The organism is Neomesorhizobium albiziae (assembly GCF_900114255.1).
In the GTDB taxonomy this organism is placed as follows: Bacteria; Pseudomonadota; Alphaproteobacteria; order Rhizobiales; family Rhizobiaceae; genus Neomesorhizobium; species Neomesorhizobium albiziae.
In genome coordinates this window covers 150,300-167,201 of sequence record NZ_FOSL01000004.1, presented here as the reverse complement: position 1 = coordinate 167,201, position 16,902 = coordinate 150,300, and the positions used below count along the sequence as shown (strand labels likewise).

The window sequence follows — 16,902 nt, the reverse complement described above, 5'->3', positions numbered from 1 at the left end:
CGAACGCAATCGCTGAAATGAAGAAGGCCCGCGATCTCATCGCGGGCCTTCTTCCATCGGCGGGACGCACCCTTCATGTTCGCCTGCTCAGCCGTAGCGGGGATAACGCACATAGGCGAGGTAGCGCGAATCGGGCGACCAGGAATTGACGTTGATCGTACCCTGGCCGCCGTTGAAGGCGTCGAGATCGCGGCCGTCCTTCCCCTCCGGATCCATTACGCGCAAGATCACCTCGCGGTCAGCGGGATGCCCGGTCGTCCCTTTGGGATAGCTCAGATATGCCACCAGCAAGCCATCCGGCGATGGATGCGGAAACCAGTTGACCCGCGCATCGTGGGTCAGCTGCTCCACTGCGCTGCCATCGCGGCGCATGCGGAATATCTGCGCGTGGCCGGGTTGCGTCGCCGCCGCTTCCGAGTTGAAATAGATCCACTCTCCGTCCGCAGAAAACTCCGGTCCGTCGACCGGGCAACCCCCGTCAGTGAGAAAGGCGCTGGCGCCGCCCGTCGCCGGCATGGTGCAGATCCAGGTTGTAGAATGGCCTTCCGGCCCGCGCTCCAGCCCGACATAAGCGAGCGAGCCCCCGTCGGGCGAGATGCCATGCAGATAGTGGCGCAAACCGCCTGACCTCTCATTGTCTCCGGAGACCCTGGCGGGCTCGCCACCGGCTATCGGCAACACGTAGAGATGGCCATCATTGGCGCTGACGAAGATGCTTTGCCCGTCCGGCGCGATCACATGATCGTTGTTGAGGTTCTCGACCGGCGTACTGTTGATGCGATGCGGCCCGTCGCCGCCGTCCGGCGAAATGCGGAAGAGACGACCGTCGCCATTGTAGACCAGCCATTGGCCGTCCGGTGTCCAGTTAGGCGCTTCGATCAGCTCGCGGGTGTCGTAGACAAGACGTGGCTGCGCGCCGTCGCGATCGATCACCACCAGTTCCGATATCTGATCGGCCTGCAGCCGTCGCGCGCCTGCGTCGGGACGCATGCTTTTCTTCGAAATCCTCATCACGAGCGCCTTTCGGTTGCGTCCAAATCTCTCACCGCAACGTGACTTCCTGTTGAGACCGGCTTCTGTCAATTGTTTTGCAACGATAACAGCCGCGAAGCCGGCAAGGGTTGGAATTGCTATGGACTTGGGCAGATTTTTCGGGCTGGCCGCCCTGGCGTTGGTCCTTCCGGGCCTTGCCGCGGCGCAGGAGCCGCAAAAACCGCGCGGCGTGATCGAATTGTTCACCAGTCAGGGCTGCAGTTCATGTCCGCCTGCCGACGCCGTGTTCGCCGATCTGGCGCGGGAAGGCAGTGTTGTCGCACTCGCCTACCACGTCAATTACTGGGACTATCTTGGCTGGCAGGACACGTTGGGTTCGGCCGAAGGCACGCAACGCCAATATGACTACATGAAATCGTTCGGCACCCGCTCGGTCTACACGCCGCAAGCCGTCATCAACGGACGTGCCCATGTCAATGGTGCGATCCGTTCCGAAGTCTCCGACGCGCTCGAGGGCATGGAAAAGGCCGGCATAGGAATGAAGGTCGGCGTTTCCGCGACACGCTCAGGGGATAGCGTCGTCATCCAGGTTGATTCGGCTAACGAGCCCGCCGAGGAGGCGCGTGTCGTACTGGTCTATTACGACCAGGTGAAACCGGTCGTCATCACACGCGGCGAAAACACCGGTAAAACCGTCAGCTACTGGAATGCCGTGAAAGAGATCCAGACCGCCGGCATGTGGCGCGGCGATCCCACCCGCTTCGAGATGCCGGTCAGTGACATGGCCAAGAAGGGCGCCAATTGTGCGGTGCTGCTGCAATCCGCCGGCAAGGATGGCACGCCGGGGCCAATACTGGGCGCTACCGTCATCAAGCTTCCCGGCATGTGATACCAGCCGTTATTCCCTTTCCAATGGGAACCCGGCAAAGAAAAACCGGCGCCAGGCAAACTGACACCGGTCGCAAGGATTTGGGATCGTCGCACCAGGCTTTCCACACGGAAAGCCCGGGTTGGTTCGATCCGGCCATGGCCCCGTGGGCGGGGGGCTTGGGGTTTACGGAGCCGGTGCCGGACCGAACCGTCTCAGGCAACAAGGGGATGTTCGTCAGACATTGAGGCAAAAGCCGGGATTATTTGCGGCAATATTGTGGCGCGGTCATCACCAATTCCGACATTATGTCCTGCTTCGTGAGATATCCTGTAACAATCTGTAACAAACCGTCCGGCTTACAACCTCTGCTTGGACTTGCATTTCCCCGACGAACAGGCAAACTCCGCTTGTCGCCAAATTGTCATGGAAGGCCAAGTTGCATGACCGATCGCGGGGCCGGAGCGGAGGATAGGGACGAATCCGCAATATTGATCCCGCTCCATGAGGCAAGGCGCGAACGAATGGAGCTCCCGGTTTCTTTCAACCGTCTCGAACTCGATCTGATTCTGAGGCTCTATGGGCGCATGGTCGCCGCCAACGAATGGCGGGACTACGCCATTGATCATCTCGCCGATCGCGCTGTGTTTTCTGTTTTCCGCCGCGCCAGCGAGACGGCGCTTTTCCAGATCGTCAAGAACCCGAAGCTGGCACGCAAGCAGGGCGCCTTCTTTGTCGTCGCGCCGACCGGCCTGATCCTGAAACGAGGCCATGAGCTCGCCAGCGTGCTTGGCGTTTTCGACAAGCGGCTGCGCCTGGTGGAAGCCTGAACGGCCTGATTTTTCAAGCTTTTTCCCGGAAACGCCGCTCCGGCAGTGATTCGGGATCCGGCGCCGCCGCATTGCCGCCATTCATCGACAATTGCATGAACACTGTGTCCAGCCAGCGTCCGTGCTTGTAGCCGGAGCCCTCCAGGACGCCGGAGTGGCGAAACCCGAGCCTTTCATGCAGCCTCACGGAGGGGCTTTGCGGACCCCCGTCACCGATCACGGCTATCATTTGCCGGAAGCCCGCCGATTCGCATTCAACGATCAGCCGCTCCAGCAAGAGCCGACCGATCCCTCGCCCTTTGGCCTCGGGCGCGACATAGATCGAATCTTCGACAATGAATCGGTAGGCCGGTCGCGGCCGGAACGGACCGGCATAGGCATAGGCGGCAAGCCGGCCACCATCCTCCGCGACGATGTAGGGAAAACCGCCGTCCCTCAGCGCCGCGAATCGGGCTTCCATTTCCCTCCGCGACGGTGATTCCAGTTCGTAACTGGCGGTGCCATTGGTCACCGCATCGGCGTAAATTTCCGTGATCCGATCGAGGTCGGTCGCTATCGCCGAACGTATCAGAATACTGCTCATAAATTATGCACGTTGTTTTTCTGCTCGTAACGGCAGCAGAGATGGGCGCAAAAAGAAAGGGCGGCTATAGGCCGCCCTTTCCGAATCAGTTGGTCCAGTTCCGCCTATTCGCGGTTGCCGAGGAACGACAGCAGGAAGGTGAACAGGTTGATGAAGTCGAGGTAGAGCGTCAGCGCGCCCATGATCGCCTTGCGACCGGAGACGAGCACATCGTCGCCTTCCCAGTACATTTCCTTGATCTTCTGCGTGTCGTAGGCAGTGAGGCCGGAGAAGACCAGCACGCCGATCGCCGAGATGGCGAACTGCAGAGCAGACGACTGCAGGAAGATGTTGACCACCATCGCGATGATCAGGCCGATCACGCCCATGAACAGGAACGTGCCCATGCCGGTCAGATCACGCTTGGTGGTGTAGCCCCACAGCGACAGCGCACCGAAGGCGGCGGCCGTAATGAAGAACGTCTGCGTGATGCTCTGCGCGGTGTAGACCAGGAAGATCGACGACAGCGACAGGCCCATCAGGCCGGCGAAGACCCAGAATGCGGTCTGCGCGGCGGAGGTGCTCATCGCCTGGATGCGCGCGCTCAGGAAAAACACCATGCCGAGCGGGGCCAGCATGACAACCCACTTCAGCGGCGAGCCATAAAGCGCGACGCCGACGTTGGTCAGCATCTTGCCGTTGGCCAGCGTCGCCACGGCGGCGGACGGGTCGTTGGTGGTGGCCACCATCATGGTGCCGAGCGCGGCCAGGCCGGTGATTGCGAGGCCAAGCGCCATCAGGTTGTAAACCTTGACCATGTAGGCGCGCAGGCCCTCGTCGATGGACGCATCCGCGCGGGTCCCCGCGGCGGCGACGCGTGCCTGATAATTGCGAAGGTCAGCCATTTAGTTCCTCTGTTGCTTCTGCCCCGTCCGGTGTCGGGTTTTCAACAAACCCAGGCGCCGCTGGCGGGACTCCAGCATGCCTGCCGCCAAATATGATGATTCTTTGAGGCGAGGACAAGACCCGTTACGGTCCGAAACCCCTCGTGAAGAACGATTCTCATACATTCCCAGACGCGGGAACCCCCTTTCACATGGATTTTACCGTGTAACCAGCATCCAGGCCCGGAGGCGACAGCCCGGTCAGAGATTCCGCAGCACGGGTGCAGCCTTGTGTCCGAGCACGCGCCACGTGCCGGCAAGGCCGAACCCGACGGTCAGCACCAGCGCGAAAACGATCGTGCCAAGCGCAACCTCGGGCAGGAAATGCGAGGGCAGCATCATGATCCGTGCCACCACGAACCATGCCGCGACGCCCCCGGCCAACAGTGCGAAGATCGCCGTCGCCAGCCCGATCAGCATATATTCCAGCGAAAAGGCCGATATCAGTGTCTTTCGCGTCGCACCGAGCGTCTTCAGCACAACCGCGTCATGGATGCGGGCGCGGTTGCCGGCGGCCAGCGCGCCCGAAAGCACCAGCACCGAGGCGATCAGCGCCACGCTTGCCGCCGCGCGGACCGCCGTGCCGAGTTGGCCGACGAGACGATTGACCACATCGAGCGCGTCCTTCACCCGCACCGTGGTGACCGCGGGAAAGGCGCGCGTCACCGCGTTCAGGATGCGCGATTCGTCGGCAGCGGTGGCGTTGTCCAGGCTGAGTGTCGCCAGCCAGGAATGCGGTGCACCCGCAAAGGCGTTGGGCGAAAACACCATGACGAAGTTGATGCCCATCGATTCCCATTCCACCTGACGGAAGCTGGCGATTCTGGCCGTTATGTCGCGGCCGAGCACATTCACCGTCACCGTGTCGCCGATCTTCAGACCGATCGCCTTCGCTTCCTCGGCTGAAAACGAAACCAGCGGCTCACCCGAATAGTCTTTCGGCCACCAGGCACCCTCCGAAAGGGTGGCGTTCTCGGGAATGGTGTCGGAATAGGTAATGCCGCGGTCGCCGCGCAGCACCCAGGCGCCCTCGGCCGGCACTGTCATCTTCTGCACGTTGACGCCATTTAGAGCGACAACGCGGCCGCGCAGCATAGGCACCCGCATCAGCTTGCCGCCGGGGGCCTCGTTTTCGACAAGCCGCGTGAAATTCTCAACCTCCGTGCTCTGGATGTCGACGAAGAAGAAATTCGGCGCCCGTTCTGGCAGGCTGCCGGCGATCTGCCGGCGTAGATTGCCGTCGATCAGCGCCAGAGTGACGAGCAGCGTCAACCCCAACCCGAGTGACAACACGACCGAAGGCGTCAGCGCGCCCGGCCGGTGAATGTTGCCGATCGCCAGCCGAAGCGCGGTCGACCGCACGCGCGGACTTTTGCGCGCGACCCATTGGACCAGCCAACCGACGCTGCGCAGAACTATGAAGGAAAACACCGTGGCCCCGACGAAGATCGAGGCGATCCGGCGATCGCCTGAAAACATGATGGCAAGCGCGGCAAGCACCGCAGCGATCCCCAGCGCGGTCAGGACATAGGCGAGATGCGGCAAGCCACGCCCCTCGAAACCCATTTCGCGAAACAGCGCTGTCGCCGGCACGTCGCGCGCCCGGCCGAGCGGCAGAAGCGCGAAGGCGAGCGTTACCAGCAGGCCGAAAAGCGCAGCGCTGCCCAGGGCGCCGGGATAGATGCCGGTTTCGGCCGGCACAGGAATCAGCGATCGAAGCGCTGCGCTCGCAGCGAAGGGCATCAGCGCGCCAAGGACCAGACCGGCAACGATCCCGATGCCGGCAATCAGCAGGATCTGCACGAGATACACGGTGAACACAAAGCCGCCGGAGGCGCCAAGGCTCTTGAAGGTGGCGATAACGCTGCGCTTGCCGTCGAGATAGGCACGCACGGCGTTGGCAACGCCAACGCCGCCTACCACCAGGGCGGTGAGCCCGACCAGCGTCAGGAACTGCGAGAAACGTTCGATGTTGGACGACAGCGCGGGTGCGGCGTTGCTGCGCGTGCGGATACTCCAGCCGGCCTGCGGAAACTCCGCCGTTGCACGCTCGCGAATGGTGGCCAGATCAGCCTCGCTGCTGCCGGCGGGCAGCCTTATCTTGTAGGCGAACTCCACCAGGCTGCCTGGCTGGATCAGGCCTGAAGCGCGCAAACCCTCCATCGACAGCAGAAGACGCGGCGCAAAGCCGAAACCGTCGGAAACCGCGTCGGGCTCGGTCACAAGTCTGGCTCGCAATTCGAAGGTCGTGGTGCCAACCTTCACCCGGTCGCCAAGCTTCAGGCCAAGCCGCTCGAACAACAGGTCGGGTGCGGCCGCGCCATAAACGCCGGCTTTTGCGTCGAAGAGTTCAGCAAGGTCGAGTTGCGGTTCCGTTTGAAGTGCGCCGTAAAGAGGATAGGCGGGGTCGACCGCTTTCACCTCGGCAAGCGTCTGGTCGGAGCCGTTTTCAAGCCGCGCCATCGAGCGCATCGAGGCGCTTTCTGCCACCGCGCCGAGCCCGTCGAGGAACACCCGCTCTGGCGCCGTCACCTCGCGCTGGTTTAGTTCGAACCTGATATCGGCGCCGAGCAGCACCTGGCCTTCATTGGCAACGCCGGCAGTGATCGCCCGCGCCACCGAATTGACGCCGCCGATCGCCGCCACGCCAAGCGCGATGCAGGTGAGAAATATAAAGAATCCGGAAAAGCCGCCACGCATCTCGCGCAGCGAGAAACGGAGGGCAAGTTTGAATGTCCGCCCGAACGGCATGGGGTTAGGCCGGCACGGCTTGCAGGGAAGGCGGCGTCTCGATCCGCCCTGACCGCATGGCGATCTGGCGGGCGCAGCGATTGGCCAGCGCCGGATCGTGGGTGACCAGCACCAGCGTCATGTCGCGTTCCCTGGCTTTTGCAAAAAGCAGGTCGGCAATCTGCCGGCCCGTCGCCTGGTCGAGATTGCCCGTCGGTTCGTCGGCGATAAGAATGCGCGGTTCCGGCGCCAGCGCCCGGGCGATGGCAACGCGTTGCTGCTCGCCCCCTGAAAGCTCGCCGGGGTAATGCGTCACCCTGTCGGAAAGCCCGACCGAAGCGAGTTCGCGCGCGGCAACGCCAAACGGATCGCGATGGCCGGCAAGTTCCAGCGGCACCGCGACATTCTCCAGCGCCGTCATGTTGGGTATCAAGTGGAACGACTGGAACACGATGCCGATGTTGCGGCCACGGAAGGCCGCGATCTGGTCTTCGCTCTTGCCGTTCAGCGGCTCTCCGGCAATTCGGACCGTACCCGAATCGACCCTCTCCAGACCGGCAATCACCATCAGAAGCGTCGACTTGCCGGAGCCGGACGGCCCGACGATACCGGTCGCCTCGCCACCTGTGACGGCGAGGCTGACGCCCTTCAGCACATGAACCGACGAGGCTCCCTCGCCCAACGTCAACGACACGTCTTTCAGTTCGATGACGGCTTCTGTCACTGCGGATCGATCCTATATGGGTTAGAAGAGGCGGAAACAGTTTTCGTCATATGGGTTGCGCTTCATGGCTTTCAAACAGTTGGCAATATTGGCTTTCGCAGCATTTTTCGCAATTCTGGCAACTGTCCCGGCATCGTCCGAGCCCTACAAGATCGTCGGATTCGGCGACAGTCTGATGGCGGGCTTCGGTCTCGGCCCCGGCGAAGGTTTTCCCGAAAAGTTGCAGGCAGCGCTACAGAAGAAGGGTCACGATGTCGTGATCGCCAATGCCGGCGTTTCCGGAGACACGACAAGTGGAGGCCTGTCGCGCCTCGACTGGTCGGTGCCCGACAACGCACAATTGGTCATCCTCGAACTTGGCGCCAACGATATGCTTCGCGGCATTGCGCCCGAAGTGACCGAGAAGAATCTCGACGCCATGATCGCCCGGCTGAAGCAACGGGGCATGGCAGTGCTGCTGGTCGGCATGGTCGCCGCGCCCAATCTCGGGCCGGATTACGCCGCCGCGTTCAACGGCATCTTTCCGCGCCTGGCCGAGAAACATAATGTGGCATTCTATCCATTCTTTCTCGACGGCGTCGCCGCAGACCGTACTCTGCTGCTTGAGGACGGCATGCATCCCAATACCGCCGGCATCGACCTTATGGTCGAACGCGTACTGCCGTTGGTCGAAAAGCTGATCGCCGCAAAGCCGAACGATTCTTGAGCTAAAGGAGACACATAAGCGAAGCGCACCGGGGAACATCTTGTGACTCGAAACTTTGGATCCCCCGGCACCGTCAAACAAACAGCTTGCTCCTGCCTTACTTCGGTGATTCGCTAGGGTGACAGTTCGATTCGGGGAGGTTAGCCATGCCGCGACTTTTCACCGCCCTCGAAATTCCGCGCGATGCCGCGATGTCCTTGTCCCTCCTGCGCGGAGGCCTGCCCGGTGCGCGCTGGATCGATGTCGAGAACTATCATCTCACCTTGCGGTTCATAGGCGATATCGAAGGCCATGTGGCCGACGAGATCGCCAACGCGCTGGACCGGGTGCGACGGCCATCTTTCTCGCTCACCCTGTCCGGTGTCGGCGCCTTCGGTTCCAAGAAACCGCATGCGGTATGGGCGGGCACCGCGCCATCGCCCGATCTCAACGCACTGCAGGCCGAGATCGAGCGCATCTGCCAGCGCATCGGCATCCCATCAGACCCCCGCAAATTCGCTCCGCATGTCACGCTGGCGCGGCTGCGGAATACAAGCCCGGCAGATGTCGCGCATTACCTTTCGGCGCGCGGCAATTTCGCCGCCATGCCGTTCAAGGTGGGACGGTTCGTGCTGATGTCGTCGCGCGATTCGGTCGGCGGCGGCCCCTACATTATCGAGGAAGCCTGGCCTCTTGGCGGCGCCGATATCCGCCAGCCCAACCTGTCAGCCATCGCGCCGGAAGCATCGCGGATCATGCGGTAGACATCGGCAAACCCATCCGGTCCCCCATAATAGGGATCAGGCACGTCACCGGCCTTGCCGTTGGCGAATTCCAGGAAGAGATGCACCCGGTCCTTCGCATGAGCCGGAGCCATGGCCCTCAGGTCGTCGGTGTTCGACCGGTCCATGCCCAGCAGCAGGTCGAAACGCTCGAAATCGTCCCGCAGCACCTTTCGCGCTTTCTGCCCGGCAATGTCGATGTCATGGCGCGCCGCGATGGCGATCGACCGCGGGTCCGGAGCCGACCCCTGGTGCCAGCCGCCGGTGCCGGCCGAATCGATGAATACCTTGCCGCTCATGCCGCGCGCCTCGACGACCGAGCGGAAAACGCCTTCCGCCAGCGGCGAGCGGCATATGTTGCCCAGGCAGACGAACAGAATGGAAGCGGGCGGCCTTGCCGACATTGGTTTCCTCCGGAACTATCGCCGGGATAACACGAAATCGTTGGGAAAAAGAACACTCCATCATTGCGACGGCGATTCGGCACCTGCATGCCGATTTCATCTTGCAGGGCCTGCAGGAATTCCCACATTTCTGCGCGAGGAGTAAAAATGCGATGGCGAAGAACAGGAATTTCGACTTTTTCGGTTTCGGCGGCGACAATGCCCGCCGCGAGCGGGAAGTGCGCGAAAAGTTCTGGCAGACGGCTAAGAAGGCGGCGCGCCAGGTGCCGTTCATGGAAGAGGTCGTCGCCGCTTATTATTGTGCGCTCGACACGCGCACGCCGATGCGCGCCAAGGGCATCCTGATCGCGGCGCTCGCCTACTTCGTCATGCCGGCCGATGCCATTCCCGACGTGATCGTCGGCCTCGGCTTTACCGACGACATCGCCGTGCTGACCGCCGCGATCTCGACCATCCGGGCGCATCTGACCCCAGCCCACCGCGCCGCCGCCAAACGCGCGCTGGCCGAAAGTGCCTGACGAGAGGCAGCGCCAACCCGTTTTCGGAGCGGGTTGACACGCGGTTTCCTGTTGAAACAAAAGTCAAACTCTTGCCGCTTTCTGGGTTTTGATGACGGTCACAGGGACTACTACGCACGCCTGTGGCCGGCGGGGACCATACTGGAGGATCCGAATCGCCTTTTTCCGGGATGGTTCACCCTTTGGTAACTGCGATTAATTCAAAATAAAGCAAATGGGCCTGAACGGGGAACAGCCCGCTCGCCGCCACACGACAGACAGGGATAGATTTGAGACGATGCGCGGATTGATTTCCACTCTCACCGGCTTGGTTCTGGTCGCGGCGGCCACACCGGCGCTCGCCCAGTCGGCCACCAAGATCGGCCAGCACAATGCGTGGGGCACCTACAGCTACCAGGCGCAGAACGGCAAGGTCTGCTACGTGCTGACCGTGCCGACCGACAAGCAACCGTCGACGCTCGACCACGGGGATATCTTCTTCTTCGTCAGCCAGAAGCCGGGCCAGAACGTTTCCTTCGAACCGCAGTTCATCGCGTCTTACGATTTTCAGGCCAATTCCAAGGTTTCCGTTACCGTTGGCAACAAGTCGTTTTCGATGTTCACGCGCGGCAAATCCGCCTGGATGGAAAACGCCGCCGAGGAGCCGCAGCTGATCGCCGCCATGAAGGGCGGCGCCGACATGAAGATCGCCGCCAAGTCCGGCCGCGGCAATCCGACCAACTACATTTTCTCGCTGAAGGGCATTTCGGCCGCCCTGCAGTCGATCGCCAGCTGCAAATAACCCGGCCTGTCGGAGATGGAAAAAGCCGGGCAACACGCCCGGCTTTTCTTTGCGTCGATGTCGGTGCCTTAGCGCATCACGTAGACGATGCGGCGGCTGCCGGGGTCGACCAGTGCGGGTTGGCCGTTCACATAGACATAGCGGTATTCGTAATCCGGAATCTCACGGATTTCGACATTGTCGGGGATGCCGGCGCCAACCACCACTTCGCCGTCCAGGTAGACCGGATCGACGCGGTTTTCGGTGACATAGGTGCGCACCTGCGCCGGCGGTTCAGCGGCGTTGCCAGCTGCCCCGCCTACTGCCAGGCCGGCGACGCCGCCGACTGCGGCGCCGATGGGACCGCCGATCAGCGCACCTGCCACTGCCCCGGTAGCGCCACCCACGGCAGCGCCTTCGGTACCGCCATCCGGCGGCAGGATAGTGACGGAATTGGCCGGGCGTTCGGTGAGCACGACCTGTTTACCGCCGAAATCGGACGTCAGATAATCGGAATAGACCCATCCTTTGCCGCCATTGGACGCAATCTGGCACCATTTGCTGCCGTCGAGGCATCCCGTGATCTCGGTCGCCTGGCCGGCACCGACGACGCCCACAACCTCATATTGAGGACCCGGTCCTGCACGAATGTTCAGATCCGTGGTGGCGGTAGCGCTGGCGGCGAAAGCCGCGCCAGACATAGCGAGCATGCCAAGGGCCGCCGCCGAAACAACGAGCTTCGGTTTCATGATATCACTCCAGTTTGTACCCCTTCGAGGGCACTAACCCCGGTTAAGAGGGTTTTGTTCCGTCCAAAATGGTCGGTACCTGGCTGACTCGCGGTCGATCATGTCCGGCTCGCGGTCATAGGCGTCTAACGCCAGCCCAACCGTTCACAATAGCGGCATCCCCGCAGAAAGTTATTCGCCGTGACCTTCCTGCACTTGATCCCGAAGAGGATTTTGCCTATCCGCCCACCGGAATGGTTTGGCTTAAACTTGATGTTAACGATGACAAACCAAGTAAATGCGGGCAAAATCCCGATTAGGGACATGATCAAGCAATTTCTCCAGGAGAACAGCATGGCACGATCTGCCAAGGTTAAACTGTTTGCTGCCGCAATGTGCGCCATGTTTGGGCTGGCCGGCGGCGAGGCTTACGCTGCACAATGCGGCGACAACGCAAGCGGCTTCGAACAGTGGAAGGCGGATTTCGCACAGGAGGCAAGGGCTGCTGGCGTCAAGAACAAGGGCCTTTCAGCGCTGGCCGGCGCAAAATACGCTACGGCAACCATCAAGGCCGACCGCGCCGTCCACAAGGCGTTCAGCGGTTCGGTGGAATCTTTCATGCAGCGCCGTGGCGCTGCCGCGATCATTTCCAAAGGCCGCTCGTTGAAGAAGTCGAATGCCGCTCTCTTCAACCAGATCGAAAGCACCTACGGTGTGCCGCCGGGCGTATTGCTCGCCATATGGGGCATGGAGACTGGCTTCGGTTCCTACATGGGCAAGCAGAATACGGTCTCGGCCATTTTGACGCTTGCATATGACTGCCGCCGCCCGGGCTTCTTCACGCCTCACGCCGTTGCGGCACTCCAGCTGGTCGATCGCGGAGCGCTGAGCGCCGGCTCGGTCGGCGCCATGCATGGCGAGATTGGTCACACCCAGTTCCTGCCCGGGAATGTCGTAAAATATGGCGTCGGCAACCGGAACCTGCGCGACAAGAGCACGGCGCTGATGTCCACCGCCAACTTCCTGAGGGCGCACGGCTGGCAGGCCGGCGCAGGCTATGCGGGCAACATGGGCGCAATCGCGGGCTGGAATGCTGCAAGCGTCTATCAGCAGGCGATCGCCCGTATCGGCGCCGAGATCGACGGCCTCTGAAGACCTGAAGCCTTTCAAAACCCGGCTTGCGCCGGGTTTTTTCTTTCTTGGCGGGAAGCGGTTCGACTGCCGGGATTACTGCACTTCGATCTGGTAGGAACACCCGACCAGCGTCTTGCCAGGATGTGAATCGACCGTGGAAATGTTGAGCGCGATGCGCGTCTTCAGGGTGATGCCGGCCTCTTCCTCGCTCTTTTCGACGATCGCCTTTTCACCGAGAAATTTGTCAGGCGAAGCCGTCATCGGCGAGATGCCGAGTTTGTCGGCGAGACCTTGCGGCGAGACATTGTCGAGTACCGCCATCAGCCCCGAGCTTGTGAAGACGACGCTGTCGGTCTCGTAGCCGAACACGTTGACCGGCTTGGGCAGCTTGAACTGGCCAAGCAGCGGATTGCCGCTGTCCATTTCCGTCCAGTCGAGCTTTCGCAGCGCATCGTTCTCCTTGCCGGTCAGCCAGAAGGCAAATCTGTTATAGGCCTTTACGTCGGCCTTGCATTCGACCAGCCCGGCAAGGTCGAGTGTCGACGGATCGAAATCCTGCGCGGCGGCCGGCGCGATGAGCGTCGCAAAAAGCGCGAAAGCGGCGCGCCGGCAACGCGACATCGGGCTCAGCCCTTGCGGTCGCGTGCCGCCAACGTGCGCAACCGCAACGCATTGAGACGGATGAAGCCGGCGGCGTCCTTCTGGTCGTAAGCGCCGCGGTCGTCCTCGAAGGTGACCAGCGCGTCCGAATAGAGCGATTTCGCCGAGCGGCGGCCGGTGACGATGACGTTGCCCTTGTAGAGCTTCAGCCGAACCTCGCCCTCGACATCCCCTTGGCTCTTGTCGATCAGCGCCTGCAGCATCTCGCGCTCCGGCGAGAACCAGAAGCCGTTGTAGATCAGCTCCGCGTAGCGCGGCATCAGCTCGTCCTTGAGATGCGCCGCGCCGCGGTCGAGCGTGATCGATTCGATGGCGCGGTGAGCGGCAAGCAGGATGGTGCCGCCGGGCGTCTCATAGACGCCGCGCGACTTCATGCCGACGAAGCGGTTTTCGACAAGGTCGAGACGGCCGATGCCGTTGTCGCGGCCAAGATCGTTAAGTGCTGCAAGCAACGTCGCCGGCGAGAGCGTCTTGCTGTTGAGAGCGACCGGGTCGCCGTTCTTGAACTCAACCACGATCTCGGTCGCCGCATCCGGCGCGTCCATCGGCGAGACGGTGCGCTGGTGGACATATTCCGGCGGCTCGTTCCACGGGTCCTCCAGCACCTTGCCCTCGGAGGACGAGTGCAGGAGGTTGGCATCGACCGAAAACGGCGCCTCGCCCCGCTTATCCTTCGGCACCGGGATCTGGTGCTGTTCGGCGAAATGCAGAAGGTCGGTGCGTGACTTGAACGACCAGTCGCGCCACGGCGCGATGACCTTGATGTCCGGATTGAGGGCATAGGCGGACAGTTCGAAACGAACCTGGTCGTTGCCTTTGCCGGTGGCGCCGTGGGCGATGGCGTCGGCGCCGGTTTCGCGGGCGATGTCGACCAGGTGCTTGGAGATTAGTGGCCGGGCGATCGAGGTACCGAGCAGATATGTGCCTTCATAGACAGCATTGGCGCGGAACATCGGGAAGACGAAGTCGGAGACGAATTCCTCGCGGACATCCACGATGCGGATATCCTTGATACCCATTAGCTCGGCCTTCCGACGGGCCGGCTCGAGCTCGCCGCCCTGGCCGAGGTCGGCCGTGAAGGTGACGACTTCCGCACCGAGCTCGGTCTGCAACCACTTCAGGATGATCGAGGTATCGAGACCGCCGGAGTAAGCGAGCACGACCTTCTTGACGTCTTTCCACTTGGACATTTTCGACGGTTCCACGCGAGGGAGGTTTCGCGAGGCGAGGTATCACGCCGTTTCCGGACAACGCAAGAGAGAACGGCGGCGGTCAGCGCCTGCGGGCGCTTAGTTCGGTCCAGAGGTCGTAGAGCGCCAAAGCGAGCACGATCGAGATCACCACGACAAGGTCGAGCCGTGGCACGAACCAGGCAAGAAGGCCGAGGAACCCGGCGAAGCAGAGATAGGCGAAAACCGCGGACGCCAGATTGGTCTTTTTCATCCCGTTTGCCTCCATTCCTCACCGCCCGTAGACCACATTCGGCAGCCAATAGACGATGCCGGGGAACAGATAGACGATCACCATGCACAGGATGACGATCAGCATGTAGGGCATCATGCCGGCAAAGATGTCGGACAGCCGGACATGGGCCGGTGATATGCCTTTCAGGTAATAGGCCGACATCGCCATGGGCGGCGACAGGAACGCCGTCTGCAGGTTCACGGCGACAAGAATGCCGAAGAACAGCGGATCGATGCCGAAATGCGGCAGTAGCGGCAGGAAGATCGGGATGAAGATGACGATAATCTCCGTCCATTCCAGTGGCCAGCCGAGGATGAAGATGATCAGCTGAACGAGGATAAGGAACATGAGCGGCGACATGTCGAGGCCGGTGACGAAATCGCTGATGAGTTGCTGGCCGCCGAGATAGGCGAAGACCGAGGCAAAGGTGGCCGAGCCGACGAAAAGCCAGCAAACCATGGCCGAGGTGCGGGCGGTAAGATAAACGGATTCCTTCAGCCGCTGCCAAGTGAGCGCGCGGTAGGCGGCGGCGAGCAGCAGTCCGCCGAAGGCGCCGACCGCCGCGGCCTCGGATGGTGTCGCGATACCGAAAAGGATGGCGCCGAGAACGGCCAGGATGAGCGCCGCCAACGGCACGAAGGAGGTGAACATCATCCAGCTGATTTCGAGGAAACTGTGGTCGCCGATATCGTCCTTGCTGGGTTTCGGCGCCAGGGCGGGGTTCCATAAGGCACGGACGATGACATAGACGAGGTAAAGCCCCGCGAGCAGCAGACCAGGGAAAAGTGCCGCGGCATACATGCGCACCACAGAGACACCCGAAGTGGCGGCATAAACGATCAGCAGGATCGACGGTGGAATGAGAATGCCGAGCGTGCCGCCGGCGCAGATTACACCGGAGGCGTATCGGACATCGTATTTGGCCTTGAGCATCGCCGGGAAGGCGAGAAGTCCCATCAATGTGACGACGGCGCCGACGATGCCGGTGGCGGTCGCGAACAGGGTGCAGGTGACAAGGGCCGCCACCGCCATCGAGCCGGGGATGCGATGCGAGGCGATGTAGAGTGTCGAAAACAGCCGGTCGACGATGTTGGCGCGTTCGACGATGTAGCCCATGAACAGGAACAGCGGGATGGCGGTCAGCACATCGTTGGACATCACCGAAAAGGTCTGATTGACGAAAAGATCGAAGATGCGGTTGTTGAAGAAGCCGCCGAGCCAGGTTTCGGTCAGCGTCCAGCCGTCGGCGCCGGCTTCCATCGCGCGTTCATAGGTGCGCCACATGCGGTGTGCATCGAAATAGGCGTAGTAACCGACGCCGACGCCCAGCGCCATCAAGGTGAATGCGACCGGAAAGCCGAGAAAGATCGCCAGGATAAGGATCAGCAGCATGCCGACCGCGACTTGAGGGTCGGTCATTTGCGATCTCCGTTGTCGCGGGATTCGCCCGGGTTCAACCCGGGCGGCAGTTCGATGGCCCCGGCTCCATCATGCAGCGCGTCGAGGCTCTTGGTTTCCATCAGCAGCTTTTCGGTTTCCTCGACGTCGCTGGCCGCTGCCGGCCATTGACCGTTGCGCAAACAGATGATGCAGCGGAACACCTGCGCGATGCCTTGCAGGAAGAGCAGGATGCCAGCCGCCACGATGACCGACTTGAACTGAAAGATCGGGATACCGGCCGGGCTGTTGGAGCTCACTTCGAGATAGCTCCAGCTGCGCGCTGCATACTTCCAGCCGGCCAGCACAAGTGCGGTTACGCCTGGAAAGAAAAAAAGAAAATAGAGCGTCAGTTCCACCGCTGCCTGGGTACGGGGTTTCCAGAGCCGGTAGATGAAGTCGCCTCGCACATGGCCGTCGCGCGACAGCGTGTAGGCGCCCGCCATCATGAACATGGTGCCGTAAAGCATATAGCTCAGGTCGAACGCCCACGACGTCGGCGCGCTGAAGAGATAGCGGACGACGACCTCGTAGCCGACGCCGAGCGTCATCGCCAGCACGCACCAGGCGAAGACCTTGCCGAACCACGCCGACAGCGCGTCGGCGAATGCGATGTAACGGATCATGTCGGGCATCCCGAAAGCGAGCCGGCAGGATTGGCCTGCCGGCTCGTGTTGCA

19 protein-coding genes are annotated in these 16,902 nt (G+C 61.7%); 7 read left to right on the top strand and 12 right to left on the bottom strand.

Going from position 1 to position 16,902, the window contains the following annotated elements:
• Positions 1-87 precede the first annotated feature (87 nt).
• Positions 88-990: a TolB family protein gene (locus tag F3H98_RS09245; RefSeq protein ID WP_149759852.1), complete on the bottom strand. Its 903-nt coding sequence runs from the start codon at positions 988-990 to the stop codon at positions 88-90.
• A gap of 142 nt (positions 991-1,132) precedes the next feature.
• Between F3H98_RS09245 and F3H98_RS09240 the strand changes: the two genes are divergently transcribed.
• Together F3H98_RS09240 and F3H98_RS09235 are read left to right on the top strand one after the other, a co-directional pair.
• Positions 1,133-1,882, top strand: a complete 750-nt coding sequence (locus tag F3H98_RS09240) for a DUF1223 domain-containing protein (protein WP_149759851.1) — start codon at positions 1,133-1,135, stop codon at positions 1,880-1,882.
• Between the two features lie 422 nt (positions 1,883-2,304).
• Positions 2,305-2,691 (top strand): DUF2794 domain-containing protein, encoded by a 387-nt coding sequence (locus F3H98_RS09235; protein ID WP_149759850.1) that lies wholly within the window; start codon positions 2,305-2,307, stop codon positions 2,689-2,691.
• Between the two features lie 13 nt (positions 2,692-2,704).
• On the opposite strand, the gene F3H98_RS09230 is transcribed toward F3H98_RS09235, so the two are convergent.
• The 4 genes from F3H98_RS09230 to F3H98_RS09215 form a co-directional block, all read right to left on the bottom strand.
• Entirely contained in the window at positions 2,705-3,274 is a 570-nt protein-coding gene (locus tag F3H98_RS09230; RefSeq protein ID WP_149759849.1) for a GNAT family N-acetyltransferase, read from the bottom strand.
• 104 nt (positions 3,275-3,378) lie between these two features.
• Positions 3,379-4,158, bottom strand: a complete 780-nt coding sequence (locus tag F3H98_RS09225; protein ID WP_149759848.1) for a Bax inhibitor-1/YccA family protein — start codon at positions 4,156-4,158, stop codon at positions 3,379-3,381.
• Positions 4,159-4,398: 240 nt separating this feature from the next.
• Complete coding sequence (locus F3H98_RS09220; RefSeq protein WP_149759847.1) at positions 4,399-6,948, bottom strand: ABC transporter permease; 2,550 nt, start codon at positions 6,946-6,948, stop codon at positions 4,399-4,401.
• Positions 6,949-6,952: 4 nt separating this feature from the next.
• Positions 6,953-7,651 (bottom strand): ABC transporter ATP-binding protein, encoded by a 699-nt coding sequence (locus F3H98_RS09215; protein WP_149759846.1) that lies wholly within the window; start codon positions 7,649-7,651, stop codon positions 6,953-6,955.
• A gap of 64 nt (positions 7,652-7,715) precedes the next feature.
• Between F3H98_RS09215 and F3H98_RS09210 the strand changes: the two genes are divergently transcribed.
• The gene (locus F3H98_RS09210; RefSeq protein ID WP_149759845.1) at positions 7,716-8,357 is read left to right on the top strand and encodes an arylesterase; all 642 of its coding nucleotides are present in this window, start codon (positions 7,716-7,718) and stop codon (positions 8,355-8,357) included.
• 146 nt (positions 8,358-8,503) lie between these two features.
• Positions 8,504-9,100: an RNA 2',3'-cyclic phosphodiesterase gene (gene thpR, locus F3H98_RS09205; protein ID WP_149759844.1), complete on the top strand. Its 597-nt coding sequence runs from the start codon at positions 8,504-8,506 to the stop codon at positions 9,098-9,100.
• Here the strand turns inward: thpR and F3H98_RS09200 are convergent.
• A complete protein-coding gene (locus F3H98_RS09200) occupies positions 9,004-9,522 on the bottom strand; it encodes a low molecular weight protein-tyrosine-phosphatase (protein ID WP_149759843.1) in 519 nt (172 codons plus the stop codon). The two genes, thpR and F3H98_RS09200, sit on opposite strands and share 97 nt — an antisense overlap.
• A 152-nt stretch (positions 9,523-9,674) precedes the next feature.
• Between F3H98_RS09200 and F3H98_RS09195 the strand changes: the two genes are divergently transcribed.
• Together F3H98_RS09195 and F3H98_RS09190 are read left to right on the top strand one after the other, a co-directional pair.
• Positions 9,675-10,040 (top strand): YkvA family protein, encoded by a 366-nt coding sequence (locus F3H98_RS09195; RefSeq protein WP_149759842.1) that lies wholly within the window; start codon positions 9,675-9,677, stop codon positions 10,038-10,040.
• Positions 10,041-10,317: 277 nt separating this feature from the next.
• Positions 10,318-10,821 carry an invasion associated locus B family protein gene (locus tag F3H98_RS09190; protein ID WP_149759841.1) on the top strand — a complete coding sequence of 168 codons (504 nt, stop codon included), beginning with the start codon at positions 10,318-10,320 and terminating at the stop codon, positions 10,819-10,821.
• 68 nt (positions 10,822-10,889) lie between these two features.
• Here F3H98_RS09190 and F3H98_RS09185 read toward each other — a convergent pair whose 3' ends face one another.
• On the bottom strand, positions 10,890-11,549 hold the full coding sequence (locus F3H98_RS09185) for a DUF1236 domain-containing protein (RefSeq protein WP_149759840.1): 660 nt from the start codon (positions 11,547-11,549) through the stop codon (positions 10,890-10,892).
• Between the two features lie 333 nt (positions 11,550-11,882).
• Here F3H98_RS09185 and F3H98_RS09180 point away from each other — a divergent pair, with 333 nt between their 5' ends.
• Complete coding sequence (locus F3H98_RS09180; protein WP_149759839.1) at positions 11,883-12,680, top strand: lytic murein transglycosylase; 798 nt, start codon at positions 11,883-11,885, stop codon at positions 12,678-12,680.
• Positions 12,681-12,755: 75 nt separating this feature from the next.
• On the opposite strand, the gene F3H98_RS09175 is transcribed toward F3H98_RS09180, so the two are convergent.
• From F3H98_RS09175 to F3H98_RS09160, 5 genes are all read right to left on the bottom strand, one after another.
• A complete protein-coding gene (locus F3H98_RS09175) occupies positions 12,756-13,283 on the bottom strand; it encodes a hypothetical protein (protein WP_149759838.1) in 528 nt (175 codons plus the stop codon).
• Between the two features lie 5 nt (positions 13,284-13,288).
• Positions 13,289-14,512, bottom strand: a complete 1,224-nt coding sequence (locus tag F3H98_RS09170; RefSeq protein ID WP_149759837.1) for an argininosuccinate synthase — start codon at positions 14,510-14,512, stop codon at positions 13,289-13,291.
• Between the two features lie 82 nt (positions 14,513-14,594).
• Positions 14,595-14,765, bottom strand: coding sequence for a hypothetical protein (locus F3H98_RS31040; protein ID WP_188130376.1), 171 nt, complete (start codon positions 14,763-14,765; stop codon positions 14,595-14,597).
• Positions 14,766-14,783: 18 nt separating this feature from the next.
• Positions 14,784-16,205 (bottom strand): TRAP transporter large permease, encoded by a 1,422-nt coding sequence (locus F3H98_RS09165; RefSeq protein ID WP_149759836.1) that lies wholly within the window; start codon positions 16,203-16,205, stop codon positions 14,784-14,786.
• Positions 16,202-16,849 carry a TRAP transporter small permease subunit gene (locus F3H98_RS09160; RefSeq protein ID WP_149759835.1) on the bottom strand — a complete coding sequence of 216 codons (648 nt, stop codon included), beginning with the start codon at positions 16,847-16,849 and terminating at the stop codon, positions 16,202-16,204. The genes F3H98_RS09165 and F3H98_RS09160 overlap by 4 nt, the downstream gene beginning before the upstream one ends.
• Between the last annotated feature and the right edge of the window lie 53 nt (positions 16,850-16,902).

Excerpts from the sequence above, each read along its gene's own strand:
- F3H98_RS09220 (WP_149759847.1), bottom strand. The coding sequence starts at position 6,948 with ATGCCGTTCGGGCGGACATTCAAACTTGCCCTCCGTTTCTCGCTGCGC.
- F3H98_RS09195 (WP_149759842.1), top strand. The coding sequence starts at position 9,675 with ATGGCGAAGAACAGGAATTTCGACTTTTTCGGTTTCGGCGGCGACAAT.
- F3H98_RS09210 (WP_149759845.1), top strand. The coding sequence starts at position 7,716 with ATGGCTTTCAAACAGTTGGCAATATTGGCTTTCGCAGCATTTTTCGCA.
- F3H98_RS09180 (WP_149759839.1), top strand. The coding sequence starts at position 11,883 with ATGGCACGATCTGCCAAGGTTAAACTGTTTGCTGCCGCAATGTGCGCC.
- F3H98_RS09245 (WP_149759852.1), bottom strand. The coding sequence starts at position 990 with ATGCGTCCCGACGCAGGCGCGCGACGGCTGCAGGCCGATCAGATATCG.
- thpR (WP_149759844.1), top strand. The coding sequence starts at position 8,504 with ATGCCGCGACTTTTCACCGCCCTCGAAATTCCGCGCGATGCCGCGATG.
- F3H98_RS09240 (WP_149759851.1), top strand. The coding sequence starts at position 1,133 with ATGGACTTGGGCAGATTTTTCGGGCTGGCCGCCCTGGCGTTGGTCCTT.
- F3H98_RS09230 (WP_149759849.1), bottom strand. The coding sequence starts at position 3,274 with ATGAGCAGTATTCTGATACGTTCGGCGATAGCGACCGACCTCGATCGG.
- F3H98_RS09185 (WP_149759840.1), bottom strand. The coding sequence starts at position 11,549 with ATGAAACCGAAGCTCGTTGTTTCGGCGGCGGCCCTTGGCATGCTCGCT.
- F3H98_RS09160 (WP_149759835.1), bottom strand. The coding sequence starts at position 16,849 with ATGATCCGTTACATCGCATTCGCCGACGCGCTGTCGGCGTGGTTCGGC.
- F3H98_RS09190 (WP_149759841.1), top strand. The coding sequence starts at position 10,318 with ATGCGCGGATTGATTTCCACTCTCACCGGCTTGGTTCTGGTCGCGGCG.
- F3H98_RS31040 (WP_188130376.1), bottom strand. The coding sequence starts at position 14,765 with ATGAAAAAGACCAATCTGGCGTCCGCGGTTTTCGCCTATCTCTGCTTC.
- F3H98_RS09235 (WP_149759850.1), top strand. The coding sequence starts at position 2,305 with ATGACCGATCGCGGGGCCGGAGCGGAGGATAGGGACGAATCCGCAATA.
- F3H98_RS09165 (WP_149759836.1), bottom strand. The coding sequence starts at position 16,205 with ATGACCGACCCTCAAGTCGCGGTCGGCATGCTGCTGATCCTTATCCTG.
- F3H98_RS09225 (WP_149759848.1), bottom strand. The coding sequence starts at position 4,158 with ATGGCTGACCTTCGCAATTATCAGGCACGCGTCGCCGCCGCGGGGACC.
- F3H98_RS09175 (WP_149759838.1), bottom strand. The coding sequence starts at position 13,283 with ATGTCGCGTTGCCGGCGCGCCGCTTTCGCGCTTTTTGCGACGCTCATC.
- F3H98_RS09200 (WP_149759843.1), bottom strand. The coding sequence starts at position 9,522 with ATGTCGGCAAGGCCGCCCGCTTCCATTCTGTTCGTCTGCCTGGGCAAC.
- F3H98_RS09170 (WP_149759837.1), bottom strand. The coding sequence starts at position 14,512 with ATGTCCAAGTGGAAAGACGTCAAGAAGGTCGTGCTCGCTTACTCCGGC.